We start from the raw sequence: 26,638 nt of genomic DNA, 5'->3' as shown, positions 1-26,638 counted from the left end.
CTCGTGGCGGCGAACGGCACCTCCGGCGACCGCAACCAGGCTCGGCACCACCCTGCCCACCACCCAGGCGTGATCGGCGCACGCCCCCCGCACCGGGAAAGGACCTACCGTGCGCAGATCCCTGAGATCGTGGCTCGGCGCCGTGCTGAGCGCGATCCTCGTCGTGGGCGGCATCGCGGCCGTGCCACCCGTGGCCAGCGCCGCACCGTTCACCGTGCTGGTGTTCACCAAGACCGCCGGATTCCGGCACGGCTCCATCACCCCGGGCATCACCGCCATCCAGCAGCTCGGCGCCGCCAACGGGTTCACCGTCGAGACCACCGAGGACGCGGCCCAGTTCACCGACGCCAACCTGGACCGGTTCGCCGCGGTGATCTGGCTGTCCACCACCGGCGATGTGCTCAACGCCGCCCAGCAAGCCGCGTTCGAGCGCTACATCCAGGGCGGCGGTGGGTACGTGGGTGTGCACGCCGCCTCCGACACCGAGTACGACTGGCCCTGGTACGGCGGGCTGGTCGGGGCGTACTTCGCCTCGCACCCGGCCGAGCAGACCGCCACCGTCAAGGTCGCCGACCAGGTGCACCCGTCCACCGCGACGCTGCCGCAGCGGTGGAGCCGGTTCGACGAGCTGTACAACTACCGCGCCAACCCACGCGGCAACGTGCACGTGCTGGCGACCCTGGACGAGAGCACCTACAGCGGCGGGAGCATGGGCCCCGACCACCCGATCTCCTGGTGCCAGAACTACTCCGGAGGGCGGTCCTGGTACACCGGCCTCGGCCACACCGACGCGTCGTACACCGACGCGAACTTCCGTCAGCACCTGCTCGGCGGCATCATGACGGCGTCCGGGACGGTCGGCGCGGACTGCGGCGCCACCGTCACCAGCAGCTTCCAGCAGGTGGAGCTGGCCAAGGGCGCGGCCGAGACCGGCGAGCCGATGAGCCTGACCGTCCTGCCCGACCGGGGTGTGCTGCACACCTCGCGCAACGGCGTGATCCGGCACACCGACGCGGCGGGCAACACCAAGGTCGCCGCCACCCTGCCGGTCTACACCGGGGACGAGGAGGGCCTGCAGGGCATCAAGGCCGACCCGAACTTCGCCACCAACCGCTGGGTGTACGCGTACTACGCGCCACCACTGGACACCCCCGTTGGCGGCGCACCGGCCACCGGCACCCCGGCCGACTTCGCCCGCTGGGACGGCGTCAACCGGCTGACCCGGTTCACGGTCAACGCGGACAACACCCTCAACCTGGCAAGCGAGACGCTGATCCTGAACGTGCCGACGAGCCGGGGCATGTGCTGTCACGTCGGCGGTGACATGGACTTCGACGCGGCCGGCAACCTGTACCTGTCCACCGGCGACGACACCAACCCGTTCGACTCGGCCGGGTTCACCCCGATCGACGAGCGGGCCGGCCGTAACCCGGCCTTCGACGCGCAGCGCACCTCGGCGAACAGCAACGACCTGCGCGGCAAGGTCCTCCGGATCAAGCCCGGCGCGGCGGGCGGGTACACCATCCCGGCCGGCAACATGTTCGCCCCGGGCACCGCACGGACCCGTCCGGAGATCTACGCGATGGGCTTCCGCAACCCGTTCCGGATGAGCGTGGACAGGGCCACCGGCATCGTCTACCTCGGTGACTACGGTCCGGACGCGGGCACCGCCGACCCGAACCGAGGGCCGGCGGGCAACGTGGAGTTCGCCCGGATCGACCGGCCCGGGTTCTACGGCTGGCCGTACTGCACGGCCCGGAACGACGCCTACAACGACTACACCTTCCCGTCCGGCCCGTCCGGGCCGAAGTTCGACTGCGCGGGCGGACCGGTGAACAACTCGCCCAACAACACCGGCGTCACCCAGCTGCCGCCGGCGGTCCCGGCGTGGCTGCCCTACGGCGGCTCCGGCTCCCCGCCGGAGTTCACCGGGGGCGGGCTGTCCCCGATGGGTGGCCCGGTATACCGGTACAACCCGAACAACCCCTCCGACGTGGCGTTCCCGGCGTACTACGACGGGACCTACTTCGCCGGTGAGTTCGGCCGTCGCTGGATCAAGAACATCAAGCTCGACCCGGCCGGCCAACCGTTGAAGATCAATCCGTTCCCGTGGACCGGCAACCAGGTCATGGACATGGAGTTCGGCCCGGACGGCGCGCTCTACGTGCTCGACTACGGCACCGGCTGGTTCAACGGCGACGCCAACTCGGCGCTCTACCGGATCGAGTACGCCCGCACGGGCAGGGCGCCACGTCCGGTGGTCTCGGCCACCCCGACCAGCGGTACGGCGCCGTTGACCGTGGCCTTCTCCTCGGCCGGCACCCTCGACCCGGACGGTGACCCGTTCACCTACGCCTGGGACTTCGACAACAACGGCACCACCGACTCGACGGCGGCGAACCCGAGCTTCACGTACACCACGAACGGGACCCGCAGCCCGACGTTGACGGTCCGGGACACCACCGGCAAGACGGCCACCGCGAGCGTGGTCATCACGGTCGGCAACAGCGCGCCGGTGGTCACCGTGAACACCCCGTTGAACGGGCGGACGTTCGCCTTCGGGGACGCCGTGCCGTTCACCGTCACCGTCACCGACGCGCAGGACGGTGCGATCGACTGCGCCCGGGTGAAGGTGAACTACGTCCTCGGTCACGACTCGCACGGCCACCAGCTCAGCAGTGTGCAGGGCTGCACCGGGGTCATCCAGACCTCGGCCGACGGCGAGCACGACACCGCGGCGAACATCTTCGGCATCATCGACGCCGAGTACACCGACCTGGGCGGGGGCGGCCAGCCGCCGCTGACCACGCACACCCAGGCGGTCCTGCAGCCACGGGTACGGCAGGCCGAGCACTTCGGTGACTCGTCCGGCGTCCAGGTCGTCGCGCCGGGTGCGGCCCACGGTGGCGCCGCGGTCGGGTACATCGACAACAACGACTGGATCTCGTTCCGCCCGTACAACCTGACCGGCGTCCAGTCGTTCAGCGTCCGGGCAGGAGCCCCGGCCGGTGCCGGCGGCACGCTGGAGCTACGGGTCGACTCGCCCACCGGGCCGCTGGTCGGCTCGACCACCGTGACACCCACCGGCGGGCACGGCACGTTCGCCTCGTTCACCGGCGGGGTCACCGCCCCGACCGGTACGCGCACCCTGTTCCTGGTGTTCAAGGGCGGCGGCGGGATGTATGACGTCGACGAGTTCACCCTCTCCACCAGCCCCGGCGGTCCCGGACCCGACCCGGACCCCGAGCCGGGGGCCAACCTGGCCCGGGGCAAGCCGGCGCGGGCATCCAGTTTCGAGGGCGCCTACGTCGCGGCCAACGCGTTCGACGGGGCGCTCGGCACCCGTTGGGGCAGCGCGTTCAGCGACCCGCAGTGGATCGACGTCGACCTGGGCGCGAGCTGCAGCATCAACCGGGTCAAGCTGACCTGGGAGGCGGCGTACGGCAGTGGATACCAGATCCAGACCTCACCGGACGGGGTCAACTTCACCACGATCCGGACGGTGACCGGCGGTGACGGCGGGGTGGACGACCTGACCGGGCTCACCGGCTCCGGCCGGTACATCCGGCTCACCGGCACCACCCGGGGCACCGCCTGGGGCTACTCGCTGTTCGAGTTCGAGGTGTACGGCGGCACCGGCGGCCCGACCGGCCCCGGCCCCAACCTGCTGTTGAACAAGCCGACTCTGACGTCCAGCAACGAGGGGGCCGACGTGTCCGGCGCCCAGGCGGTGGACGGCAGCCTCACCACCCGGTGGTCGAGCGCGTTCTCCGACCCGCAGTGGATCCGGGTCGACCTCGGCAGCCCGACCGCGATCGGCCGGGTGAAGCTGAGCTGGGAGGCGGCGTACAGCAGCGCGTACGTCATCCAGACCTCGAACGACGGCACCACCTGGACCACCGTGAAGACGGTGACCGGCGCCGACGGCGGTGTGGACGAGCACACCGCGCTCGGCGCCAACGGTCGCTACCTGCGGATCTACGGCACCGCCCGGGGCACGCCGTGGGGCCACTCGCTCTGGGAGCTGGAGGCGTACGCGAGCTGAACCATCACCGATGACGTGGCCGGCACGGGGAAACCCGTGCTGGCCACGTCCGTGTTGGACTTCCATTGCATATGCCGGCTATCGGTATATGCTTTTCGGTATGACCGAGAGTCCACTTCGGGAGCCGACGTTCCTGGTGCTCACCGCGTTGGCCGAGGCACCCAGGCACGGCTATGCCGTCATCGAGGACGTGCTGCGCATCTCCGACGGCCGGGTGCGCCTTCGCGCGGGCACCCTCTACGCCGTTCTCGACCGGCTCCGCGCCGACGGCCTCATCGAGGTCGAGCGCGAGGAGGTGGTGCAGTCGCGGTTGCGCCGCTACTACCGACTCACCGCCCTCGGCGCGCGTCGACTCGCCGAGGAGGCGGCCCGCCTGCGGCACAACGCCGACGCGGCTCGCGTACGGCTGCGCCGCGGCGGCCTGCTGACCGACGGGGGTGCGGCGTGAGCAGCGACGACCTGGAGCGCCGCTACCGGCGGCTGCTGGCCGTCTACCCGTGGGAGCACCGCCGGGCGTACGAGGACGAGATGCTGGCCGTGCTCGTCGCCGGCGCGCGGCCGGGCCAGCGGCGACCCGTCGCCGGTGACGTGCTGAATCTGGTCGGTGCCGGGCTGCGGGCCCGGCTGCGGGTGAGCGCACGGGGGTTCACCGAGTCGACCTGGGCGGACGCGGCGGCGGTGACCGGCCTGCTGGTCGGCCTCGTTCTGCTCGCCCTCGCCGGGAAGTCGCTGCTCGACCAGCTCATCCGGAACCCGGGTCTGCCGCCGGGATTCGGGCCGGGAGGCCCCGACCTCGTCGACTGGCTGCGCGTGGCCGGCTGGGCGGGCGTCTGCGCGGCCGCTCTGGCCGGGTGGCGCTGGGTGGCCGCCGGTCTGGCCTGGGCCGGCGTGATCGGCTGGGGCGCGCTGGTCGCCCCGCAGGCCGGCGACAACCTGACGTACGTGGTGGACACCCTGCCGCAGTTCGCGCTCGCCGTGGTGGCGGCCGCCGCACTGACGGTGCCGGCTCCGCGGCACCGGCTGCTCGCGCTGCTGGGCGTACGCCGGTTGGTGGCGCTGCTGCTCGCGCCGGCCACCGCGGTCGCGCTGCTGGAGGTCAACCGGGTGAACAGGCCCGGGTTCGACCCTGACGGCGGGGTCAGTTACCAAATCTTCTACGGCCTTGAGGCCAGCAGTGAGCTGGTCCTCTGGCTCTACGTCGCCGGTCTGGTGGCCGCCGCGCTGGCCATGCTGGTCGCGCTGGCCACGCTCGACCCCGGGGTACGTCGGCGGATCGTCGTCATGCTCCTGCCGGTGGCCGCGCTCGCCCTCGTGATCGACAGTGCCCTCGCCGGCTGGGCCACCTCCACGATGCACATGGGACACACCATTGGCCTGGTGCCCGTGCAGTGGGCGATGCTGGTTCTCGTCCCACCGGTGACGTTCCTGGCCGGGGCCCTGCTCGTCCGTCGCCGGGAGGAGACGCTGCGCATGGTCGCCATCGGCAGGGCCGCGGATCGTGAGCGGCCAGCGGGCTAGTCGTCGGCGACGGCCACCGGCTCCGAGCCGATGCAGCGCACCTTCAGCTCGTACTCGCCGGCCGACCCCTCGAACTTGACCTCGACGTCGTCGTCCGGCCCCCGATCCACGTCGCGGACCCGGTAGCCCTGGGCAGGAGCCCAGGAGACGAGGCGTACCCCGTCGGCGCCGCACTCGGCCACGGCCGTGCCGCCCGCGGTGGCGAAACCCCGACGGACCCCGGAGCTCGCGGTCGGCGCCGCGCTCGCCGTGGTCGGTGAGGCGCCCGTCGTGCCGGCGGGCGCCGGCTCCGGCGAGGCGAGCGCGCGTTCGATGTCCGCCTCGCTGCGTATCCCGCCCGGGGTGCCGGTGATGCTCTCGCCCACCAGCCGGATCGCGCCCAACCCGATCAGGGTGGCCACGGCGGCGGTGGCCACCCACCCGGTGGCGACGAGGATCGGACGACGGCCCATCACCCGACTATCCCCGATCCATCGTTGTCGTCGGCATATCCGGAGGCTAAGGCACGGTTAACGTGCGCCTCGCTCCCCGCCGCAGCGGCTAGCCTGCCAGCTGTGGCCCGCCTGCTGCTCATCGAGGACGACCTGACGATCCGTACACCGCTGATCCGGGCGTTGCGGGAACGCGGCCACGCGGTGGCCGCCGCCTCGACCGCGATGGCCGGGCTCCGCGACGCGCTGGACGACCGGCCCGACCTCGTCGTGCTCGACCTGGGGCTGCCCGACCTGGACGGCCGTGAGCTGCTGCGGATGCTGCGGGCGGTCAGCTCGGTGCCGGTCATCGTGGCCACCGCCCGCGACGACGAGGCCGAAATCGTCCGGGTCCTCGACGCGGGGGCCGACGACTACGTGGTCAAGCCGTTCACCGCGGCCCAGCTCGACGCCCGCGCGCGGGCCGTGCTCCGGCGGGGCACCTCCGGCGCCGGCGCGCAGGACCCTGCACTCACCGTCGGCGGGCTGCGGATCGACCCCCGGGCCCGACAGGTCACCCTGGACGGCACGACGGTCGAGCTGACGCCCCGCGAGTTCGATCTGCTGCACCACCTCGCCGGCCGGCCGGGTCAGGTGGTCACCAAGCGCGAGCTGCTCACCGAGGTCTGGCAGATCCCGTACGGCGGCGCCGACAAGACCGTCGACGTGCACCTGTCCTGGTTGCGCCGCAAGTTGGGTGAGAGCGCTCTGGAACCCCGCTACCTGCACACCGTGCGCGGCGTCGGGGTGCGGCTGGAGGCACCGGGGGCACAGCGGTGAGGGCCCGGCTCGCGCTGCTGGTCGCCGCGGTCAGCGTCCTCACCCTGATCGCGTTCCTCGTGCCGCTGGCGCTGCTGGTCCGCACCGTCGCCGAGGACCGGGCCACGGTCCGGGCCACCGCTGACGCGCAGAGCCTGGTACCGGTGGTCGGCACCGCCGACGCGGCGACCATCCGGCTCACCGTCGAGCAGCTCGCCGCGGAGTCCGGTCGACCGGTGAGCGTCTTCCTGCCGGACGGCACGGTGCTCGGCGCCCCGGTGCCCCGTACGCCCGCGGTGGCCCTGGCCGCGCGCGGGCAGAGCCTCACGGGGGAGTCGGCGGCCGGCCGGGAGGTGGTCATCGCGGTGCAGGGCCGGGCCGACGGCACCGGAGTGATCCGGATCCTGGTGCCCCCGCACGAGTTGACCGCCGGGGTGACCCGGGCCTGGCTGGTGCTGGCCCTGCTCGGAGTGGTGCTGGTGGTGATCGGGCTGGTGGTCGCCGACCGGCTGGCGCGCACCCTGGTCCGGCCGATCAGCGACCTCTCCGCCGTGTCCCACCGGCTCGCGAACGCCGAGCTGGACGCCCGGGTTGTGCCGGCCGGCCCGGCGGAGCTGCGTGAGGTGGCCGGGGCCCTCAACCACCTGGCCGGGCGGATCCAGGTGCTCCTGCTCCAGGAGCGCGAGCAGGTCGCCGACCTGTCGCACCGGCTGCGGACGCCGCTGACGGCGCTGCGGCTGGAGGCGGAGTCGCTGCGCGACCCGGACGACGCGGCACGGATCACCGCCGCCGCCGACGGGCTGGAACGGGCGGTCACCGGCCTGATCCGGCAGGCCCGCTGGCGCCGGTCACCGGCGACGGGAGCGGCCACCTCGGACGCCGCGACGATCGTCGCCGACCGGGTCGCGTTCTGGTCGGTGCTGGCCGAGGACACCGGCCGGACCGTCACCCTCGACCTGGCGCCCGGCCCGCTTCCGGTCGGTGTGCCCGCCGACGATCTGGCGGCGGCCGTGGACGCCCTGCTCGGCAACGTCTTCGCGCACACCCCCGACGGCACGCCGTTCGCCGTCCGGCTCGCCTGGGAAGAGGGCCAGGCGCTGCTCACGATCACCGACGATGGCCCGGGGATGCCGGCCGGGGCGGTGCGGCGGGGTGCCAGCCCGGCCGGGTCGACCGGCCTCGGCCTAGACATCGCCCGCCGTGCCGCGCAGGCCGGCGGCGGTCGGCTGGAGCTGCGTACCGGTCCGGAGGGCGGGCCGCAGGTGCTGCTCCGGCTCGGGCCGCCGACGCCCGGGCGACCAGCGGTGGACGGCGGGCCCAGGCCCGCCGGGAACGGCTTAACCCGGCCTTAGCGTCCGGACAGCGCGGCGCTATCCCGATCCAACCGATCCTCGAAGTCGACAACCGAGGAAAGGTGGGCATCACGATGAAGCGCAGCTCTCTGCTCCTGGCGTCGGTCGGCGGAGCGGCGGTGCTGGCCGTGGCCGGGGTCGCCGTCGGCGTGAGCGCCGCCGGCGACCCACGGGCCAGGGGCACGACACTCGCCGCCGCCACCGTCGGTCCGACGGCCACGGACGCGCCGGACGACAGCGCCACCCGCGGCACGACGCCCGCGCCGGGTACCAGCGGCACGACCGCCGCGCCGAGCACCAGCGGTACGACCGCCGCGCCGAGCACCAGCGGTACGCCGTCGGGAGGTGGTTCGCCGGCGGGCGCGGCGGTCAACGAGCAGCGCGCCGGCGAGATCGCGCTCGCCAGGGCCGGCGGCGGCCGGATCACCGAGGTGGAGGCCGAGCAGGAGCACGGCCGACCAGTCTGGAGCGTCGAGATCATCGCCGGCGACATCGAGCACGAGGTGGACGTCGACCGGGACAACGGCACGGTGGTCAAGGCCGAACAGGAGTCCGTCGACGAGGGTGACGACGACGGCGACGACCGGAACGACGATGACGATGACGACAGGGCCGGCGACGACGACTGACGCCGGGTTGCCGCCGCCCGCTACGGACGCACCGTGGCGGGCGGCGGTACGAAGGCATTTCTCAGACGGCCGCGACGCGCTCCTCCTGGGCCGCCGGCCCGTCCTGGTCGAACTGGGTGCGGTACAGGTCCTGGTACCGGCCACCGGCGGCGAGCAGCTCGCTGTGGCGCCCGCGTTCCACGATGCGTCCGTCCTCGACGACGAGGATCTGGTCGGCCGCACGGATGGTGGACAGCCGGTGCGCGATGACCACACTGGTCCGGCCGGTCAGGGCCTCGGCGAGGGCGTCCTGTACGGCGGCTTCCGACGTGGAGTCCAGATGCGCCGTGGCCTCGTCGAGGATGACCACACGGGGACGGGCCAGCAGTAGCCGCGCGATGGTGAGGCGTTGCCGTTCCCCGCCCGACAGGCGGTACCCCCGTTCACCGACGACGGTGTCGAGCCCATCCGGAAGTGAGCGGATCAGGGTGTCGAGCCGGGCCCGTCCCAGTACCTCCCACATCTCCTCCTCGGTCGCATCCGGCCGGGCGAAAACCAGGTTGGCGCGGATGCTCTCGTGGAACAGGTGCCCGTCCTGGGTCACCACGCCGAGTGCCGTTCGGATCGACTCGGCCGACAGGTCGCGTACGTCGACGTCGCCGAGCTTCACCGTGCCACCCTCGACGTCGTACAGGCGCGGCACGAGTTGGGCGATCGTCGACTTGCCCGCTCCGGAGGAGCCGACGAGGGCCACCATCTGCCCCGCTTCGGCGCGGAACGACACGCCGTGCAGCACCTCCTCACCGCCGCGCGTATCGAGCTTCGTCACGTCCTCAAGGGAGGCGAGGGACACCTTGTCGGCCGAGGGGTAGCCGAACCGTACCGCGTCGAATTCGACCGCGACCGGCCCGTCCGGGAGCGGCCGGGCGTCGGACCTGTCGAGGATCAGCGGCTTGAGATCGAGGATCTCGAACACCCGCTCGAAGCTCACCAGGGCGCTCATCACCTCGACCCGGGCGCTGGCCAGCGACGTCAACGGCGCGTAGAGGCGCGACAGCAGCAGCGCGAGCGCGACCACGGTGCCGGCGTCGAGGCTGCCCCGAAGGGCGTGGAGACCCCCCAGCCCGTAGACCAGTGCCAGCGCCAACGAGCCGACAACGGTGAGCGCGGTGATGAAGACCCACTGGAGCATGGCGGCACGGATGCCGATGTCGCGCACCCGCCGCGCCCGCGCCGCGAACTCGGCCGACTCCTCGGCCGGACGTCCGTACAGCTTGACCAGTGTCGCGCCGGGTGCCGAGAAGCGCTCGGTCATCCGGGTGCTCATGGCCGCGTTGTGCTCCGCCGCCTCGCGCTGCAACCGGGCGAGCCGCGAACCCATCCGCCGGGCCGGGAGGACGAAGATGGGCAGCAGGACGAGCGCCAGCAGCGTGATCTGCCACGAGAAGCTGAGCATCACCGCCAGCGTCAGGAGCAGTGTCACGGCGTTGCCGACCACACCCGACAGGGTGTTGCTGAAGGCCCGCTGCGCGCCGATCACGTCGTTGTTCAGACGGCTGACCAGCGCACCGGTGCGGGTCCGGGTGAAGAACGCCACCGGCATGCGCTGGACGTGATCGAAGACGGCTGTCCGCAGCTGGACGATCAGCCCCTCGCCGATGCTGGCGGACAGGAACCGCGTCACCAGGCCCAGGCCGGCTTCGGCCAGGGCGATCACGGCGATCAGCACGGCCAACCGGATCACGATGCCGCTGTCGGCGCCGTCGACGATCGCGTCCACGACCCGTCCGGCGAGGACCGGTGCCGCCACCGTGAGGGCCGCTGTCACCACACTCAACAGCAGGAACCTGATGATCAAAGCTCGGTGCGGCCGCGCGAACCGCGCGATGCGCTTCAGGGTCGCCCGGGACAGTGGTCGTTCGTCCTGCGCGTTCATCGCGTGGTGCAGGGACGTCCACGCGGTAACTTCCATGCTCATGCCGTACCTCCGCGAAGAAGGCTAGAACCTCGTGTGAGGTTGAGGTCAAGCCGCCGCGCGGGAGGCATGGACGGTGTGGTCCCGGGTAGCTGCGATCCATGGCGCGGTACACGAAGCCCGAGCTCAGAGAGCAGATCAAGGAAGAGATCAAGTCCTCCGACAAGGGTGGCAGACCGGGACAGTGGTCGGCGCGGAAGTCACAACTGGTCACCCAGGAGTACAAGAGGCGCGGCGGGGGATTCCTGGGCCCCAAGGACGAGCGGCAGAAGTCCCTGCAACGGTGGGGCGCGGAGGACTGGCAGACCAGGGAGGGCGACACCCGGGCCCGGCACGGCGACACAACCAGTCGCTACCTGCCGAAGAAGGCCTGGGAGGAGCTGTCGGAGGACGAGAAGCGCGCCACCGACACCAAGAAACGGAAGGCGTCGCGAACCGGCAGACAGTTCGTGGCCAACACGGGGCCGGCCAGTCGGGCCCGCCGGGACGCCACGACGGCCGGACGGATGCCGGAGATGTCGGTCGCCGAGGCCGTCAAGCTGGTCCGTGGCCTCGACACGCGACAGCTCAAGTCGGCCCTGCGGCGGGAGCGCGATGGAAAAGCCCGCAAGACGCTCATCCAGCGACTCGAGGCGGAGCTCAGCCGCCGCTGACCCTCACAGGTCGGCCTGTGTGGTCAGGATCTGCCGGAGGTGTGTCTTCGGCCTGGACCCCACGGTCGAGCCGACGACCTCGCCCTGGCGGAACACCAGCAGCGTCGGCAGGGACATGACGCCGTAGCGCCGGGTGGCCTCCGGGTTCTCGTCGGAGTTGAGCTTGGCCACGACCATCCGCTCGCCGAACTCCCCGGCCAGCTCGGCCAGGCTTTTCTCGATCGCCCTGCAGGGCGGGCACCACTCCGCCCAGAAGTCGACCACCACGGGTCGATCGCTGGCCAGCACCAGCTCGGCGAACGTGTCGTCGGTGACGGTGACTAGTGAGCCGACTGTCGTTTCCTGGGGCATGTTTCCTCCCGGTGCGCGATGGCGTGGGTGAGCTGGGTGTGGAGCTGCTGGCGGACCGCGCCGAGCTGGTCGAGGTAGGCGTCGACCTCGGTGAGCTTGCGTCGCAGCACCACCACCGAGTCCGGGCAGACGCCGCCGGACGCGTTGCCAGCCCGAAGACAGGCGACGAACGGACGGACGTCGTCGAGGCCGAAGCCGACGTCGAGCAGCGCCCGGATCTCCCGTACGACCCGGAGTTCCGCCTCGTCGTAGACCCGGTAGCCGTTGGCGGAGCGCTCTGGGCGTACCAAGCCGTGCGCCTCGTAGTAGCGCAGGGCGCGGGTGCTTGTGCCAGCCCGTTCCGCCAGCTCACCGATCAGCATCCGACCCCCTCCGCCAGCCCGTCACGACCACGCTAAACCTTGTCGCCGACGTCAAGGCAAGGGCACCTAGCCGATGCGGAACTGCTCCCCGTAGACGGCGAACACCAGTGGCGTGTTCAGGTCGAAGTTGCCGTTGTTGAGGAACACCCGCTGAGCCGTGTCGACGCGGGACGTGTCCGAGTGGGCCGCCTCCTTCCTCATTTCGATGACCCGCTCGTCGAGGAAGGCGTGGAGCCAGGTGCGCTCGTCGCCGCCCTGCGCCGGAGGCTTCGCCCGGGCCAGTGCGCGGTTGCGGATCGCCCGCATGCCCTCGTACCCGTGCATGACGGCCGCGTCGTAGTAGGCGAACTGGCCGAGCGCCCGGACCTGGTCGGCCTTGCCGTCGCGTACCGACGGGTTGAAGTACACCCGGTCCCGCTCGGCCTCCTGCGCGGCCCGGAAGACGGTGTCGGTGGACGCGGCCCGCCAGTCGCGGGGGAAGTTGGGGTCGAGACCGGCGTGCGAGGGGGTGCCGTTGACCGCGCGCAGCGCCGGCAGGTACGAGGCCAGCACGTTGCCCGGCTTGGTGCGGGTGTACGCCTCGACCAGTTCGAGCATGTCGCCGGTGCCGGAGCAGAAGCCGATGATGCCGGCGGTGTAGCCCCGCCCGTCGCCGATGTCCTCGATGTAGGAGAACTGCGCGCGCCAGTCGAGCGACGAGTTCTCCGCTGCCGAGACGAGCTGCATGGCGACGTCCTTCTTCGCCGGGTCGTCGAGGTTGCGCCCGGCCGGGACGGTCGGGGTGGGGGTGCCACCACCGGGCAGGGTCCACCGTTGGTTGGTGGCGCCGGAGCAGCTCCAGATCTGCAACCGGGCGCCGTTCGCGGTGCTCCGATCCGTGACGTCGAGGCACTTGCCGGAGCCCGTGTTGACCAGCGCGCCGTTGTTGGCCGTCCACTTCTGGGCGCCGGTGTTGTTGCAGTCGTACATCTGCACCTTGGCGCCGTTGGCGGTCGACGCGGCGGTGACGTCCAGACACTTGCCCAGCGCCCGGACCGAGTTGTCGGCGTTGCCGACCGTCCACGTCTGGGCCGCGCTGCCGTTGCAGTCGTAGAGCTGGACGGCGGTGCCGTTGGCCGGGTTGGCTCCGGCGACGTCGACGCACCTGCCGCCGAGGCCGGTGATCGGGCCGGCGGCCGCCGCGCTGGCCGACGGCAGGCCGTACCCGACCGCCGCGGTGCCGCCGAGCAGCGCGCCCACGACGTAGGCGGCTGACCTCTTGCGAAGCATGGTGCTCCTCGGGGACGGGGTGGCGTGCCGCCGGCGGGTCGGTGGCCCCCGTGCGGCGGATCGACCCCGTGGGCGCCGCAAGCATCAGGAAACTCTGTTAACAAATAGCTGCGCGTCGATGTGCTGTCAATCGTGGACGCACGTCCACGGGAGTGGCGGGTCGGCGCGGTTCCGGGCGCCCCGAGGTGGCGCGGCCGTCAGCTGATCCGCAGGCTCGCGATGAGTTTGCCGCGCAGGTGGAAGGTCATCGGGCCGGTGCCGTTGTAGCCGTTTCCGGTCACCGTGAGGGTGACGACGTAGCTGTCGGGATCGGACCCGGGCTCGATCGCGACGATCTCGAAGTGCGACTGCTTGCCGATGTTGTCCGTGCCGTCCCAGTCGCGTACGCCGTCACGGCCCCGATACTCGCGGCCCCAGTCGTTGAGGTAGGCGTCGTCGGTGAAGGCGGCGGCGAAGGCCTCTGAGTCGCCGCTGTTGGTCGCGTCGATGAAGGCGCGGATGGCGGCGGGGGTGTCCGTGGTGGCCATGAGTCGATCTTTCGTCGGTTGGCAAGAACCCGGTGGTGAGCGTAGAGCAACCGCTCCTGACCTCCGGCCGAACGCGTCCGATGCTCACCGTTTGTTCGACAACTCATGTTGTGACCAACACACCTCGCCCTGGACGGAATGTGCGGGCGGGTAAATAAGTTGTGGATCAACAGATACCTGACGAGGAGCAGATTGGTGGGTACGGCAATGCCCGATTACGGACACGACCTCCTGTTCGGGACGTTCCTCACGCCGACCGCGCACGACCCGGACCGGGTGGTGGCGTTGGCTGAGCTGACCGAGGCGACGGGGCTGGATCTCGCCACCTTCCAGGACCATCCCTACAACGCCGACTTCCTGGACACCTGGACTCTGCTGAGCTGGGTCGCCGCCCGCACCGAGCGGCTCCGGGTCTCCGCGAACGTCCTGAACCTGCCGCTGCGCCCGCCGGCCGTCCTGGCCCGGGCCGCGGTGAGCCTGGACCGGCTGTCGCACGGCCGGTTCGAACTCGGTCTCGGCGCCGGTGCCTCCTGGGACGGGATCGAGGGGATGGGCGTACGCCGGCTGACCGCGGGGCAGGGCGTCGAGGCGCTGCGCGAGGCGATCGACGTGCTGCGTGGCGTCTGGGACGACGGCCCCGCCGGACCGCTCCAGCGCGAGGGAAAGTACTACCCGATTCCGGGCATGCGGCGCGGCCCGGCACCGGAGCACGACATCAACATCTGGCTCGGCGCCTACCAGCCCCGGATGCTGGCGTTGACCGGCCAGAAGGCCGACGGTTGGTTGCCGACACTGGAGTACCTCCGGTCACCGGACCGGGCCACCGCCAACCGACTCATCGACGAGGCGGCGGTGACCGCCGGACGCGACCCGCGACAGATCCGCCGCCTGCTCAACCTGTTCACGGTCGACGTGTCGTCGCGTAGCCGTGGCTTCCTCCAAGGGCCGGCCGAGCAGTGGATCGATCAGCTCCTCCCACTGGTCCTCGAGGAGGGGTTCAGCACCTTCCTGATCGGCCGTGACGACCCACGCCTCATCGAGGCGTTCGGGCAGGAGATCGCCCCCGCGCTGCGGGAGGCCGTGGCCAAGGCGCGCGCCGGCAGCGGAACCACGACCGGCCGGGTCCGGTCGAGCGTCGCCCTGGCCAAGCGCCAGCCCGGCGTCGACTACGACGCTCTGCCCGCGTCGCTGGCCAGCACGTCCGTCGAGCCCGGCGACCCGGAGTACGAGCGGGTGCGGCACAGCTACAGCTGGCCGGGCTCACCGGCCCTGGTGATCCGCCCCCGGAACGCCGCCGAGGTGGTCGACGCCGTGGCCTACGCGCGCACGCAGCAGCTTCCACTCGCCGTCCGCAGCGGCGGGCACGGCATCAGCGGACGGTCGACGAACGACGGCGGACTCGTCATCGACATGTCCACGATGGACAAGGTCGAGGTGCTCGACCGGGCCACCCGCCGGATCCGGCTGGAGCCGGGAGCCCGCTGGGGAAACGTCGCGCAGGCGCTCGCCCCGTACGGGCTGGCGATGAGCTCGGGGGACTACGGCGACGTGGGTGTCGGCGGCCTCGCCACCACCGCCGGCGTCGGATACCTGGTGCGCAAGTACGGCCTGACCATCGACCACATCGTCGCCGCCGAGATCGTCACCGCGGACGGCAGCCTGCTCCGGGTCGACGAACACCAGCACCCCGACCTGTTCTGGGCGATCCGCGGCGCGGGCGGCAACTTCGGTGTCGTCACCGCGCTCGAGCTGGAGGCGTACGAGGTCGACAAGGTCGTCTTCGCCCGGCTCGTGGTCGACGCGAGCGACACGGCCGACGTTCTCGGTCGCTGGGGTCGGCTCGTCGAGGACGCGCCGCGGGAGTTGACCAGCTTCCTCTCCCTGTTCCCCGGACGCCGCGGCGACCCGCCGACGGCCCAGGTCACCCTGGTGTACGCCGGAGACGACATCGAAGCGGCGCAGTCCGCGCTGAGCCCGTTCCTGGAGATCGGGCCGATCCTCGACCAGCAGGCGCAGCTCGCGCCGTATCCGGCGCTCGTCGCGCCGCCCGGCAACCAGCATCGGGGCCAGGGACTGTCGGACAGCCACAGCGGCCTGCTGCATCACATCACACCGCAGGCCGCGGAGGTCATGGCGACGATGATCGGCTCCGGTGACGTGATGGTCATGCAGTTCCGGTCCGTCGGGGCAGCGGTCAACGACCTCGCCCGGGAAACCACCGCGTACGCGCACCGGGACCAGAACTTCTCCGTGCTCGCCGCCACCGTGCCGGAGCGTCGGTCCCGACTCGACAAGCTCTGGGCGGACCTGGACGAGCACCTCGACGGCATGTACCTCAGCTTCGAGTCCGACACGAGCCCGGAGCGGCTCCTGGACGCCTTCCCCGAGCCCACCCTCAGCCGGCTGCGCGCCGTCAAGGCGACGTACGACCCGGACAACGTCTTCAACCGCAACTTCCCCATCCCACCGGCGCCTGCCCGGCAGGGCGGAGAGGAGACCGACAATGCCGCGTGAGACCGTCGGGCCCGGGTCAGCGCGGGGACTGGTCCGTCGGCCCCATGACACTGGTGACCGCGACGCAGGGATCGGTGCCGGGCGCGGCGGCCTGGATCGCCTCGGCGGCGCGGTCGGCGAAGTCGCGGAAACTCGCCCGCTGCTCCTCGGGCAGCCCGGCCAGCACGTGGTCCTCGGCGTGCGCGACCCGCTTCTCGGCGTCGGCGAGGGCCAGCCTCCCGTGCTCGGTGGCCACGATCCGGCGGGCACGGCGGTCGCGCGGGTCCAGCTGCCGCTCGATCAGGCCGGCGTTCTCCAGGTCGTCGATCACGTACGTGAGGACACTGCGGTCGATCACCAGGCGGGACGCCAGGGCGACCTGTGTCGGCACCTCCTCGTGGACGACCACGGCCAGGATGTGGTAGCCGCGGCTGCCGTGGGGCAGGTCCATCAGAGCCTCCTCGACGTACTCGTGCCAGCGCCGCAGCACCATGCCGAGCGACCACCCGAAGTTCGAACCGCGCTGGCGGTCGGCTGGCAGTTCGCAGGGGTCGATGTCGGACATGTGCCTACCCTAGCGACGGGTCGACCGGGATCGTGATCGTGACCCGGGTCGGGCCGGCGGCGGGGCTGCTCACCCGCAGGCGGGCGTCGATGGCGTCGAGCCGCTCGATGATGCCGCGCAGGCCGGTGCCACGGGACGGGTCGGCACCGCCGGTGCCGTTGTCGGTGACAACGATCCGCAGCGTGTCGCCGGTCTGGTCGAACACCACGGACGCCTGCGTGGCGCCACTGTGCTTCGCCACGTTGGCCAGGGCCTCGGCCACCGCGAAGTACGCCGCGGTCTGCACGGCAGGTGGGAGGTCCTCGGGTGGGTCGCCGCTCACCCTGACTGGCACGGCAAGGTCGAGGGCCAGCGCTCGGACCGCGTCACCGAGGCCGCGGTCGGCGAGGACGGCCGGGTGGATGCTCTGGGTGACCGTGCGGAGGTCGTCGAGGGCCGCGACCGCGGTGGCGCGGGCCTCCTCCAGCAGGCGCTCGGCGCCGTCGGCGTCGCGGCGTACCAGGTCACCGGCCAGACCGAGGGTCAGCGCCAGGGAGACCAGCCGGGCCTGGGCGCCGTCGTGCAGGTCGCGTTCCACCCGTTTGAGCTCGGCCGCCTGGCGATCCACGGCACCGCGCCGGGAACGGGTCAGGGTGGCGATCCGCTCGGCGAGTTCCCGTTCGCGGGCGCCCGGTGGGCGGCTGACGACCCACGCGTGCAGTCCGAGGATCAGCGCCACGCCGAGGAGGGTCCAGATCGGCCAGAAGTACCCGCCACCGCTGAGAACCCAGACGCTGAGGTCCACGGCCATGAGCAACGTGCAGGCGGCGACGTCGAGGGCGAGCCAGCGACGCCGGCCGGTCGGCACCCGCAGCGCTCGGCGCAGCAGGAGACGGCCGAGCAGCACGGTGCCGATGCCGAAGTACACCCAGCGTGGCCAGAACTCGCCGCGGCCGGTGACCAGCCAGGCGACCGTGGCCGCGACGCAGAGCGTCCCGGCCACGGTCCTGCGGGTGGCGGCGGTCATCGGCCCGGACGGTAGGTGATCCGCCGCAGCAGCGTCTCGGCGGGCCCACGGTTGCCGGTGGCGCTCATGGCCTGCGCCGCGGCGACGGAGACCAGCCAGATCGCGACCGCGGCCCCGGCGGCGGTGTACGTGCCGGTCAGGTGCAGCGCCCACGGCGAGAACAGCGCCAGCCAGGCCACGGACTGCAGCAGGTACCCGCTCAGCGACCGCTGCCCGAGCGCGATCACCGGGGCGAGCAGCGCCCGGCCGCGACGGGCGCCGCTGAGTCGGAGCGCGAACAGTCCGAACAACGCGACATAGCCCGGGCCTCCGTACTCGCCGCTCACCGCGTGCAGGAGTGCCATGGACTCGACGGTAGCCGCGTCGACGTGTACGGCACCAGCGGCGATGAGCGCGTAGGGGAGCGCGCCGACGACGGAGATGCCGAGGCAGCCGACGGCGACACGGCGCAGCAGCGTGCGGTGCGTGGCGGGGTCCTCCAGGACGCGGTGACGGGCGGCCCAGATCCCCAGCCACACGATGACGATGAACGGGAGGACGGTGGCGGTGTGCACCGGCCACTCGGCGAGCCGGTCCAGGAGCGACTGGCCGTACGAGGCGGCGGCCAGCGACGGGTTGGGCGTGTTGGTGAGCACCGCCTCCCCGCCACGCGCGCTGGTGAGCGCCAGCACCGCCAGGAACCCGGCGTACACCGTCTGGACGCCCCACAGCCACAGCACAATGCGGTGGAAGCGGTCGCTCCTGCCCAGCAACAGCAGGGTGGCGGCGATACCGACGATGCCGTAGGCGCCGAGGAAGTCCCCGAAGTACAGCAGTGTCGCGTGGACCAGGCCGAAGCCGATCAGGGCGGCGTTGCGGCGCAGCAGGATCCGACGCGCCGCGATGCCCTGCCGTCGGGTGATCTGCACCAGGCCGTAGCCGAACATGACGCCGAAGACCGGGTAGGCGCGGCTGTCGACGAGTGTGGCCAGGACGAAGTTGATGGCGCGCTGCATGCCGTGCGGTGTGCCGTCGAGGCCCGGCTGGCCGGCGAACGCGAAGTTCGCGGCGTTGGCGAGGGCGATGAACAGCAGCATCGCGCCGCGGGCGAGGTCCGGGGCGAGCGCGCGTTCGGCGCGGGGGACGGGACCCGCCTGCGGGGTCACGGTGCTGGGGGTTGCGGTCATGGCTCCAGGCTCGCCGTTCGCGCGGCGCGTTTCGAGGAGCCTGGAACCCCTCCCGTGGTGGTACCAGTACCCCTATGCGTCGAGGTGGGCGAGGACGGCGAGGACCCGCCGGTTGTCGTCCTCGGACGACTGCAACCCGAGCTTGGCGAAGATGCTGTTGGTGTGCTTCGCGACCGCCTTCTCGGTGATGAAGAGAGCGGTCCCGATCGCCGCGTTGGACCGGCCCTGTGCCATCTGCGCGAGCACCTCCCGCTCACGGGTCGTCAGCCGGTCCAGCGGCAGCACCCGCTGACGGCTGTCGAGCAGCTTCGCCACCACGGTGGGATCGAGCGCGGTGCCGCCGCCGGCGACCCGGCGGACCGCGTCCACGAACTCGCCGATGTCGGAGATTCGATCCTTGAGCAGGTAGCCGATCCCGCCGTGGCCGTCGGCGAGCAGCTCCCGCGCGTACAACCGCTCCACGTACTGGGAGAGCACCAGCACCGGCAGCCCCGGCACCTCGCTGCGGGCCGCGAGCGCGGCCCGCAGCCCCTCATCGGTGTACGTCGGCGGTAGCCGCACGTCGACCACCGCCACGTCGGGACGCTGCGCGAGCAGTTCCCGCAGCAGATCCGGCCCGCTGCCCACGGCGGCGACCACCTGGAAGCCGTGTGCCTCCAACAGCCGGATCAGCCCGTCCCGGAGCAACACGAGATCTTCCGCCACCACCGCTCGCACCGGGCAACGGTAGCCTGCGCGCTGTTTCAGCTCTGCGGCCTGTGCGCCGCGTCGACGCGTCAGCGCAGTCCGGCGAAGAGGTCGTCCTCGGGAACCGGCGCGCCGGTGGTGTCCCGGACCCGGACGAAGGTCTCCAGGCCCATCAGCTCGGTGAACCGCTCCCGGCCCAGTTGCAGGAAGAAGATGTTCTCGGTCTGGCTGGCGTGCGCGGCCAACGCGTCAAACTTCTGCTCGCCATAGCTGCGCGTGTCCACCCAGGTGGTGATCTCCTCGTCGGGCAGGCCGAGCTCCGGCGCCGGTTCGGCCGACGACGCGTCCGGATCGGCCCAATCGACGCCGAGCTCCCGCATGATCCGGCCGAATTCCGCGAACGCCGTACGAGGCACCGTGGTCCAGTACACCTTTGCGGGAACGTCCGTCTTCGCGACAGCGGCCATGGTGATCCGGTGGGCCTGAATGTGGTCCGGGTGGCCGTAGAAGCCGTTCTCGTCGTAGGTGACGACGACGTCCGGCCGGTACCGGCGGATCAGTTCCGCCAGCCGGTCCGCGGCCTCGTCGACCGGCGTGGCCCAGAACGCGCCGGGCAGGTCATTGGTCGCCCAGCCCATCATCCCGGAATCGGCATAGCCGAGCGTCTCCAGGTGGGTGACCTTCAACGCCGCGCAACTGACCTCCAGCTCGGCCTCGCGCATCGCCGCGACCGCGGCCGCGTCGTGCCCCGGGTCGCCGGGCTTGACCCCGCCGGGGCCGTCGCCACAGCGCCCGTCGGTGCAGGTCACGAGCACGGTCGTGATCCCCTCCGCCGCGTAGCGCGCAAGGACACCACCGGTGCTCGTCGCCTCGTCGTCGGGGTGCGCGTGCACCGCCATCAAGGTCAGAGATCGCTCAGCCATGCCATCACCCTACGAGGCCGCCCGCGCCCGAGCCGACACGCCCGTTCTCGGCGATGAGCACGGAGGTCACCGGCGCCGAGCCCGGGACGGCCCGCGCAACTGGGGTCGAAGAAGGTGTCGACGCGCGTACGTTCGAAGTGGTTGCCCCGGCCGACCGCCCCGAGGCCCTCCAGGTCGCCGGCCGGACTGTCGCCCGGCACGACGGCCCGGGTCGGGTCCTCGGCGTCCCGCTCGATCCAGCGCATGGTCGAGGTCGGGGAACCGCCCGGCCAGGCACTCGGGTACGACGCCCGTGAGCCGGATGGGGAGAACGGCGACGCCGCCCCCGATGTCGGAGCCCACCAGAAACGGGTACCGCACGGTCGACGTCATGGCGGCGCCGACGGGTGAGGCGACCACCGAGAGGGTCGCTGGAGTGGACGGGGGCAGTGACTCCCGACGGGAGTGGTGCTCAGACAAGAGACGCTCGCTTCTGAGGGAAACGCAGGGACGGACGGCATCACGGCACCGGGATGTTGTCACCGGTGCTCGGAGCAGGAGGCGTTGTCCGTCAGTACGTCATGGACGCCACTCTTTCGGAGCCCGCCGCGCCCGGCAACCGACTTTCGCCGCCCCGCCGCCCCGCCGAGCTGCGCTGTCGTGGTGCGGCCGGTGGCCGTACCCAGTCATGAGGGGCGATGTCTCCACGCGAGGTATCCGCAGGTACGTAGCCTGATGTCGTCGTGACCCCGTCCGCTCCGGGGGTCATCCGTCAGCTGACAGCAGGAAGGCTGGTCCATGAAGATCGTCGTTATCGGCGGCAGCGGCCTCATCGGCTCCAAGCTCGTGGGCAAGCTCGGCGCGCAGGGCCATGAGGCCGTCCCGGCGTCGCCGAAGACCGGCGTGAACACGTTGACCGGCGAAGGGGTGGGTGCGGTGCTCGACGGCGCCGACATCGTGGTCGACGTGTCGAACTCCCCCTCGTTCGAGGCTGCCGCCGTGCTGGAGTTCTTCCAGACGTCCACCCGGAACCTCCTCGCCGCCGCGGCGGAAGCCGGGGTGGGGCACTACGTGGCCCTCTCGATCGTGGGCTCGGACCGGCTTCCGGACAGCGGGTACATGCGGGCCAAGGTCGCCCAGGAGAAGCTCATCGCCGCGTCCGGGCTGCCGTACTCGCTGGTGCACGCCACGCAGTTCTTCGAGTTCGTCCAGGGCATCATCGACGCCGCCACGGACGGCGACACCGTCCGCCTCGCGCCGGCGCTCATCCAGCCGATGGCGGCTGACGACGTCGCGACCGCCGTCGCCGAGGTCACGGTCGGCGCACCGACGAACGCCGTGGTCGAGATCGCCGGGCCGGAGCAGTTCCGCCTCGACGAGCTGGGCCGATCCACTCTCGCGGCGCGTCACGACTCCCGCTCGGTGGTGACCGACCCCGCCGCCCAGTACTTCGGAACCACGCTGGGCGAACGCTCCCTCGTCCCCGCCGATGGCGCCCGCCTCGCCGGCACGCGCCTCGACGACTGGCGCACGCAGGCGGCCTAGCGTCGGCACTACGTCGCCGTGGCGGGCGGGTCCGCCGGCCCTCCGAGGCGCCGCACCAGCTCACCCACCGCGGCGGTCAGCGACTCGCTCGATTCCTCCGGGCAGTGCCCCTCGATCGGTGGGGGGACACTGTCGCTGGGTGGCGTCACCACATCGCTGGGATCTCGCAGTCGACGGTCCACCGCGGCCGGCGGGCCTTCCACGGTGGCCGGCGCACCCGGCCGGTGGGCGGAGAAGAGCCAGCCGCCGATGGGGTCGGTGTCGCGCCACAGGTTCACCCACCGCCAGCCGACCCGGTCCCCGATCTCGCGCAGTACCGCGTCGTCGATGTAGGCGGGGAAGAGCCGACCGTAGAGCCGGCGCAGCGGCGACCCGTGGGTGAGCAGCGCGACCCGGTTGCCGACCTGCGGTGGCAGCTGGAGCACCGTGGCGGCGAGCAGGACCGAGCCGTGGCTGTGCCCGGTGAGCAGCACCGCGTTGCCCTGGGAGACCAGGTACGTGATCCGGCGGGCCAACTCCGGCACGGCCCGTTCGGAGTAGCAGGGTGGCGCGAACGGGTGGGCGGCGCGGGGCCAGAAGGTTCCGAGGTCCCAGAGGACGCCGACGTGGCGCCGGAACGGGACGGTCCGGTAGGCGAAGACCCCGGCGATGATCAGACTGACGATGATCGCCGCGATCAGCCAGCTGCCGAACGCGATGCCGAAGGTGACCACGCCGGCGGGCACCCCCACGTGCCGCTCGATGACGTCGCTCGGGAACAGCTCCAGCAGGCCGATGGAGGTGGTGGCCGTGCCGAGTCCGGCGAGGCAGCCGTAGACCACGGCCAACGGCACCAGGTCCTCGGTGAACCGGGCCCGGGCTATCGCCTGCCGCACCTGCCGCAGCCGGGGTTCGGTCTGCGGGGGCGCGTCGGGGTAGTCGCCCGCGACGATCGCCGACGCGGCACGGTACCGGCCGCGGCGGGAGATCAGGATCATCAGGCCCGCGACGATCAGCGTGATCAGCACCGCGCGGAAGAAGCCGTAGATCGCCCAGGTGTACGCCCGGGGCGCGCCGGTGGCGATGCCCAGGCCGGTCGACAGATCGCGGTCCAGGAAGTCCGACACCCGGTAGACCAGCTCGGCGGAGTACGCCACCGCGAGGCTGACCGCGGTGGCCGCGATCACCAGCGCTCCCAGCCCGAACAGCGGGGTGACGTCCCGTCGCCGGTCCCGGCGCCAGAGCAGCACCACGCCCAGCGCGGCCAGCAGCGTCGTCTGGGTGACGAACAGCCAGGCCAGGGTCGCGTCGTAGCCGGGCAGGCCGCCCCCCGCACGCCACGACGCACGGCTGGCCAGCACGTGGGTCACGACGACGACGGTCAGGATGATGGCGGTCGTCCGCAGCGTGCGGGTGACCCCGTCGAGCCGCCGGTCGGCGGTGCCACGGTCGATGAGCGGGGGCGTGCAGAGCAGCGCCACGCAGGCGACCAGGACCGCCCCGGTGACCATGGCCAGCGCGACCGTGACGCCCGAGGCGCCGGTCGCGGCTCGGGCGGCGAGCAGAGTGAGGTCGAGTGTCGCGAACGCCGCCGCCACGTGGATGGAACGCAGCCGACCCACCAGCGGCTCGGCGTCCCACTGACCGACCGCGCCGAGCGGATGGTCGGAGACCGCCTTCTCGGGTGCGTGAAACGCGTCGAAGGTCCTCCCCGGGCGGTTGCTGACGCGCCAGATCACGCCGATGGCAGCGGCCGGGACCAGCGCGAGCACCGCCAGCCGCAGTCCGGTCGGGTGCCCTCCCAGCCAGGACAACCAGCTACGTCCGGCCAGGCAGCGGGGCGAGGCCATACACCTCCAGGCGATCAGGTCCAGGGCGACGCCGGCAATGGCGAGCACGTAGAACGCGGTGAGCGTGAGCGCCAGCACCCGGCACAGGGATTTGACCAACGCCGCGGATCCAGGGTTGGCCGGGCGCATCCAGATGGCCACGTTGGCCAGCATGAACGGCGCCAGGAACACCAGCGCCATCGTGCGGGCCACGGTCCCGGAGGGCAGGTCACCCCAGCGGTACGCCTCCAGCGTGATCCCTCGCACGCCGTCGGTCTCCGAGCAGCGCGGGCGGGGCCGGTAGAAGCCCCCGTTGCGGTCCCCCGCCACCTGCGCCACCTGCCGCAGGTCCAACACGTCGGCGGCACTCGCGCCGGACACCCCGTGCACCCGCAGCTCCACGATGCCGCCGTCGGGTATCTCCGGCCGGCTCAACCCCGCTGATCCATCCGACATCGCCCCCCGATGCGCCCGGCAGCCCTGGCCACGCGATTCGGCAGGACGGCCATCGCGGTGACAGACCGGCGTCTACCCCACCCACACCGACCCAACCGTGGCAACAGCGGACGCGCTGCCGCTCACCTGACGCCGGTCACCCGCGCGGCGGACCGCCGGGTGCGCCGGTCCCGCGGCGCCGGCGGTCAGGATTGATCCGGTCTTGGTGGGGTAGGTGCCGCCATGGTCGACGCCAATCGGCACGGAGATGACGGGAGTGCGCCGACCCGCGCCGACGGCACCGACCATGCCGGTCTGGCGGCGATCGCCGCCCGGCTTCGCGGCCGTACGGTGGCCACTCTGCGGGACCGCCTGCTTCGGGCACGCGCCATCAGCGGGCTCGCCGTGCAGGCGGGCCTGGCCGCGTCGCTGTCCTGGCTGGTGGTGCACGAGGTGCTGCACATCTCGCAGCCGGTGTTCGCGCCGATCTCCGCGGTGTCGACCCTCGCCGCGTCGGTCGGCCAACGGCTGCGCCGCACGATCGACCTGGTCCTGGGCGTCACGGTCGGGGTGCTGATCGGTGACCTGCTGCTCGCGGTGACCGGTACCGGCTGGTGGCAACTCGCCCTGATCGTCGTGCTGGCGATCGTCGTCGCGTTGTTTCTCGTTGGCAGTGCGGCGGTGGTGATCCAGGCCGGGGCGACAGCGGTGCTCATCGCCACGCTCAGTCCGTCCGTGCGGGACCTGGAGATCCCCCGGTTCGTGGACGCCCTCGTCGGTGGAGCGGTGGCGTTGGTGGTCACCGCCGTACTGCTGCCGCTGAACCCGCTGCGGGTGCTCAACCGGGCCGCACGGCCGGCTCTGGACCTCCTGAGCACACAGCTCGACGCCACGGCCGGCGCGTTGGCCCGGCACGATGCCGCCCCGGCACGTGCCGCCATGGTCAAGCTGCGGCAGAACAAGGACGAGCTGAGCGCACTCGTCGAGGCGACCCAGGGCGCACGGGAGGCCAGCACCCTGTCGCCGGTGCACTGGCACGAACGGCACGGACCGGTGGGCCGGTACGCGCAGGCGGCGGAGCCGATCGACCGGGCGATGCGCAACAGCGGGACGTTGATCCGCCGGTCGGTGAGCCTGATCGAGGACGGCGAGCCGATACCGGAGCCGATGCCGAGGGCGGTCACCGACCTGGCCGAGGCGGTCCGGCTGATGAAGCGGCAGTTCGCCGCCGGCGACGAACCCAAGCGGGCGCGGGAGCAGGCGCTGCGGGCGGTCTGCGCGGCCGGCGACGCCTACCGGGAGGGGGTCGGCTTCTCCGGTGCGGTCGTGGTCGCCCAGGTCCGTACGACCGTCAGTGATCTGCTGGTGGCCACCGGGGTCGCCCAGGAGGCCGCGAACCGCATGGTCCGACGCGCCTTCGGTGAGCTGAGGACGTCCACCCGGGTCCGTGGGTGAGCAGCGCATTTCCGAGCGGAATGACACCCACCCCAGGGCGATGGCATCACTGTGAGCCAAAGGTGTTGCGTGATGAGCCAAAGTGGTGCCATGATGGTGCCATGGAATTGAGGCCGTACGTCGAGAACCTGCGTAACGAGTACGCCGTGGCCGCGGAGGGGGTCGACCCGGACGGCCGGGCCCTGGCCGAGCGGCTCTTCACCCAACTGGAGGCGGCGACCCGTCTCATGCTGCTCGACGCGCTGTCCGACGCGGCCGACGAGATCACCCGCGAGCTCGCGCCGGGCTCGGTGCACGTCCGGCTGCGCGGTCGCGAGCCCGACTTCGTGGTGACGCCGGCCAGCACCCCGGCCGAGCCGGTCGAGGAAGCCGGCCCGCCGGTGCTGCCGACGCCGGTGCCCGCGCCGGACGGTGACGACGGCGGCACGTCGCGGATCAATCTCCGCCTCCCGGACCACCTGAAGACCAGCGTCGAGGAGGCCGCCGGCCGGGCCGGACTGTCGGTCAACGCCTGGCTGGTGCGAGCCGTCGCCGGCGCCGTCGGGGCTGGCGAGCCGGACCGCCGCCCGCCGCGCCGGGTGGAGCCGCGGTCCGGCCAGCACTTCACCGGCTGGGCGCGCTGACCGCGTACCCCTTCTTTCTTTCCCCCCACTCACCTGCGGCGATGCCCGCTGCCCACATTCCGGG

Annotated in this window: 23 protein-coding genes and 1 pseudogene; 11 read left to right on the top strand and 13 right to left on the bottom strand. The window is 71.9% G+C overall.

Annotated elements, in window-relative coordinates; all coding sequences use genetic code 11:
* Positions 1-109 precede the first annotated feature (109 nt).
* The 3 genes from ABZU69_RS21465 (at position 110) to ABZU69_RS21455 (ending at position 5,563) form a co-directional block, all read left to right on the top strand.
* Positions 110-4,045: a ThuA domain-containing protein gene (locus ABZU69_RS21465; RefSeq protein ID WP_354966098.1), complete on the top strand. Its 3,936-nt coding sequence runs from the start codon at positions 110-112 to the stop codon at positions 4,043-4,045.
* A gap of 100 nt (positions 4,046-4,145) precedes the next feature.
* Positions 4,146-4,493 carry a PadR family transcriptional regulator gene (locus ABZU69_RS21460; RefSeq protein ID WP_354966097.1) on the top strand — a complete coding sequence of 116 codons (348 nt, stop codon included), beginning with the start codon at positions 4,146-4,148 and terminating at the stop codon, positions 4,491-4,493.
* Positions 4,490-5,563 carry a hypothetical protein gene (locus tag ABZU69_RS21455; protein WP_354966096.1) on the top strand — a complete coding sequence of 358 codons (1,074 nt, stop codon included), beginning with the start codon at positions 4,490-4,492 and terminating at the stop codon, positions 5,561-5,563. The genes ABZU69_RS21460 and ABZU69_RS21455 overlap by 4 nt, the downstream gene beginning before the upstream one ends.
* Here ABZU69_RS21455 and ABZU69_RS21450 read toward each other — a convergent pair.
* Positions 5,560-6,015, bottom strand: a complete 456-nt coding sequence (locus ABZU69_RS21450) for a septum formation initiator (protein ID WP_354966095.1) — start codon at positions 6,013-6,015, stop codon at positions 5,560-5,562. The genes ABZU69_RS21455 and ABZU69_RS21450 overlap by 4 nt on opposite strands.
* Before the next feature lie 102 nt (positions 6,016-6,117).
* Here ABZU69_RS21450 and ABZU69_RS21445 point away from each other — a divergent pair, with 102 nt between their 5' ends.
* From ABZU69_RS21445 to ABZU69_RS21435, 3 genes are all read left to right on the top strand, one after another.
* Positions 6,118-6,813, top strand: coding sequence for a response regulator transcription factor (locus ABZU69_RS21445; protein WP_354966094.1), 696 nt, complete (start codon positions 6,118-6,120; stop codon positions 6,811-6,813).
* Complete coding sequence (locus ABZU69_RS21440; protein ID WP_354966093.1) at positions 6,810-8,144, top strand: HAMP domain-containing sensor histidine kinase; 1,335 nt, start codon at positions 6,810-6,812, stop codon at positions 8,142-8,144. The genes ABZU69_RS21445 and ABZU69_RS21440 overlap by 4 nt, the downstream gene beginning before the upstream one ends.
* Positions 8,145-8,218: 74 nt before the next feature.
* The gene (locus ABZU69_RS21435; protein ID WP_354966092.1) at positions 8,219-8,773 is read left to right on the top strand and encodes a PepSY domain-containing protein; all 555 of its coding nucleotides are present in this window, start codon (positions 8,219-8,221) and stop codon (positions 8,771-8,773) included.
* A gap of 61 nt (positions 8,774-8,834) precedes the next feature.
* Here the strand turns inward: ABZU69_RS21435 and ABZU69_RS21430 are convergent, their stop codons facing one another.
* On the bottom strand, positions 8,835-10,730 hold the full coding sequence (locus tag ABZU69_RS21430) for an ABC transporter ATP-binding protein (protein WP_354966091.1): 1,896 nt from the start codon (positions 10,728-10,730) through the stop codon (positions 8,835-8,837).
* 98 nt (positions 10,731-10,828) lie between these two features.
* On the opposite strand from ABZU69_RS21430, the gene ABZU69_RS21425 reads away from it, so the two are divergent.
* Positions 10,829-11,380, top strand: coding sequence for a DUF5872 domain-containing protein (locus tag ABZU69_RS21425; protein ID WP_354966090.1), 552 nt, complete (start codon positions 10,829-10,831; stop codon positions 11,378-11,380).
* Between the two features lie 3 nt (positions 11,381-11,383).
* On the opposite strand, the gene trxA is transcribed toward ABZU69_RS21425, so the two are convergent.
* The 4 genes from trxA to ABZU69_RS21405 form a co-directional block, all read right to left on the bottom strand.
* On the bottom strand, positions 11,384-11,731 hold the full coding sequence (gene trxA, locus ABZU69_RS21420; RefSeq protein WP_354966089.1) for a thioredoxin: 348 nt from the start codon (positions 11,729-11,731) through the stop codon (positions 11,384-11,386).
* Positions 11,701-12,093, bottom strand: coding sequence for a MerR family transcriptional regulator (locus ABZU69_RS21415; RefSeq protein WP_354966088.1), 393 nt, complete (start codon positions 12,091-12,093; stop codon positions 11,701-11,703). The genes trxA and ABZU69_RS21415 overlap by 31 nt, the downstream gene beginning before the upstream one ends.
* Before the next feature lie 66 nt (positions 12,094-12,159).
* Positions 12,160-13,362, bottom strand: a complete 1,203-nt coding sequence (locus ABZU69_RS21410) for a chitosanase (protein ID WP_354966087.1) — start codon at positions 13,360-13,362, stop codon at positions 12,160-12,162.
* A 197-nt stretch (positions 13,363-13,559) separates the two neighbouring features.
* Entirely contained in the window at positions 13,560-13,889 is a 330-nt protein-coding gene (locus ABZU69_RS21405; protein ID WP_354966086.1) for a nuclear transport factor 2 family protein, read from the bottom strand.
* Between the two features lie 207 nt (positions 13,890-14,096).
* Between ABZU69_RS21405 and ABZU69_RS21400 the strand changes: the two genes are divergently transcribed.
* Positions 14,097-16,403 carry an LLM class flavin-dependent oxidoreductase gene (locus tag ABZU69_RS21400; RefSeq protein ID WP_354966085.1) on the top strand — a complete coding sequence of 769 codons (2,307 nt, stop codon included), beginning with the start codon at positions 14,097-14,099 and terminating at the stop codon, positions 16,401-16,403.
* Positions 16,404-16,419: 16 nt separating this feature from the next.
* Here ABZU69_RS21400 and ABZU69_RS21395 read toward each other — a convergent pair whose 3' ends face one another.
* The 6 genes and pseudogenes from ABZU69_RS21395 to ABZU69_RS21370 form a co-directional block, all read right to left on the bottom strand.
* Positions 16,420-16,947, bottom strand: coding sequence for a MarR family transcriptional regulator (locus ABZU69_RS21395; protein WP_354966084.1), 528 nt, complete (start codon positions 16,945-16,947; stop codon positions 16,420-16,422).
* A 4-nt stretch (positions 16,948-16,951) separates the two neighbouring features.
* Positions 16,952-17,953: a histidine kinase gene (locus ABZU69_RS21390; protein WP_354966083.1), complete on the bottom strand. Its 1,002-nt coding sequence runs from the start codon at positions 17,951-17,953 to the stop codon at positions 16,952-16,954.
* On the bottom strand, positions 17,950-19,119 hold the full coding sequence (locus ABZU69_RS21385) for a DUF418 domain-containing protein (RefSeq protein WP_354966082.1): 1,170 nt from the start codon (positions 19,117-19,119) through the stop codon (positions 17,950-17,952). The genes ABZU69_RS21390 and ABZU69_RS21385 overlap by 4 nt, the downstream gene beginning before the upstream one ends.
* A gap of 72 nt (positions 19,120-19,191) precedes the next feature.
* Positions 19,192-19,836, bottom strand: a complete 645-nt coding sequence (locus ABZU69_RS21380; RefSeq protein ID WP_354966081.1) for a response regulator transcription factor — start codon at positions 19,834-19,836, stop codon at positions 19,192-19,194.
* 59 nt (positions 19,837-19,895) lie between these two features.
* Complete coding sequence (locus tag ABZU69_RS21375; protein WP_354966080.1) at positions 19,896-20,729, bottom strand: PIG-L family deacetylase; 834 nt, start codon at positions 20,727-20,729, stop codon at positions 19,896-19,898.
* A gap of 119 nt (positions 20,730-20,848) precedes the next feature.
* Positions 20,849-21,188, bottom strand: a pseudogene (locus ABZU69_RS21370) (RNA ligase RtcB family protein); the annotation flags it as partial.
* Positions 21,189-21,506: 318 nt separating this feature from the next.
* Between ABZU69_RS21370 and ABZU69_RS21365 the strand changes: the two are divergent.
* Positions 21,507-22,253, top strand: a complete 747-nt coding sequence (locus ABZU69_RS21365; protein WP_354966079.1) for an SDR family oxidoreductase — start codon at positions 21,507-21,509, stop codon at positions 22,251-22,253.
* A gap of 8 nt (positions 22,254-22,261) precedes the next feature.
* Here ABZU69_RS21365 and ABZU69_RS21360 read toward each other — a convergent pair whose 3' ends face one another.
* Complete coding sequence (locus tag ABZU69_RS21360) at positions 22,262-24,517, bottom strand: hypothetical protein (protein WP_354966078.1); 2,256 nt, start codon at positions 24,515-24,517, stop codon at positions 22,262-22,264.
* Between the two features lie 222 nt (positions 24,518-24,739).
* On the opposite strand from ABZU69_RS21360, the gene ABZU69_RS21355 reads away from it, so the two are divergent.
* Both ABZU69_RS21355 and ABZU69_RS21350 read left to right on the top strand, forming a co-directional pair.
* Complete coding sequence (locus tag ABZU69_RS21355; RefSeq protein WP_354966077.1) at positions 24,740-25,951, top strand: FUSC family protein; 1,212 nt, start codon at positions 24,740-24,742, stop codon at positions 25,949-25,951.
* A gap of 101 nt (positions 25,952-26,052) precedes the next feature.
* Positions 26,053-26,574: a hypothetical protein gene (locus ABZU69_RS21350; RefSeq protein WP_354966076.1), complete on the top strand. Its 522-nt coding sequence runs from the start codon at positions 26,053-26,055 to the stop codon at positions 26,572-26,574.
* The last annotated feature ends 64 nt before the right edge of the window (positions 26,575-26,638 follow it).

Origin of the sequence: Micromonospora sp. NPDC005206 (assembly GCF_040608175.1) — a bacterium.
Classification (GTDB): domain Bacteria; phylum Actinomycetota; class Actinomycetes; order Mycobacteriales; family Micromonosporaceae; genus Micromonospora.
This window is presented reverse-complemented; position numbering and strand designations above follow the sequence as displayed.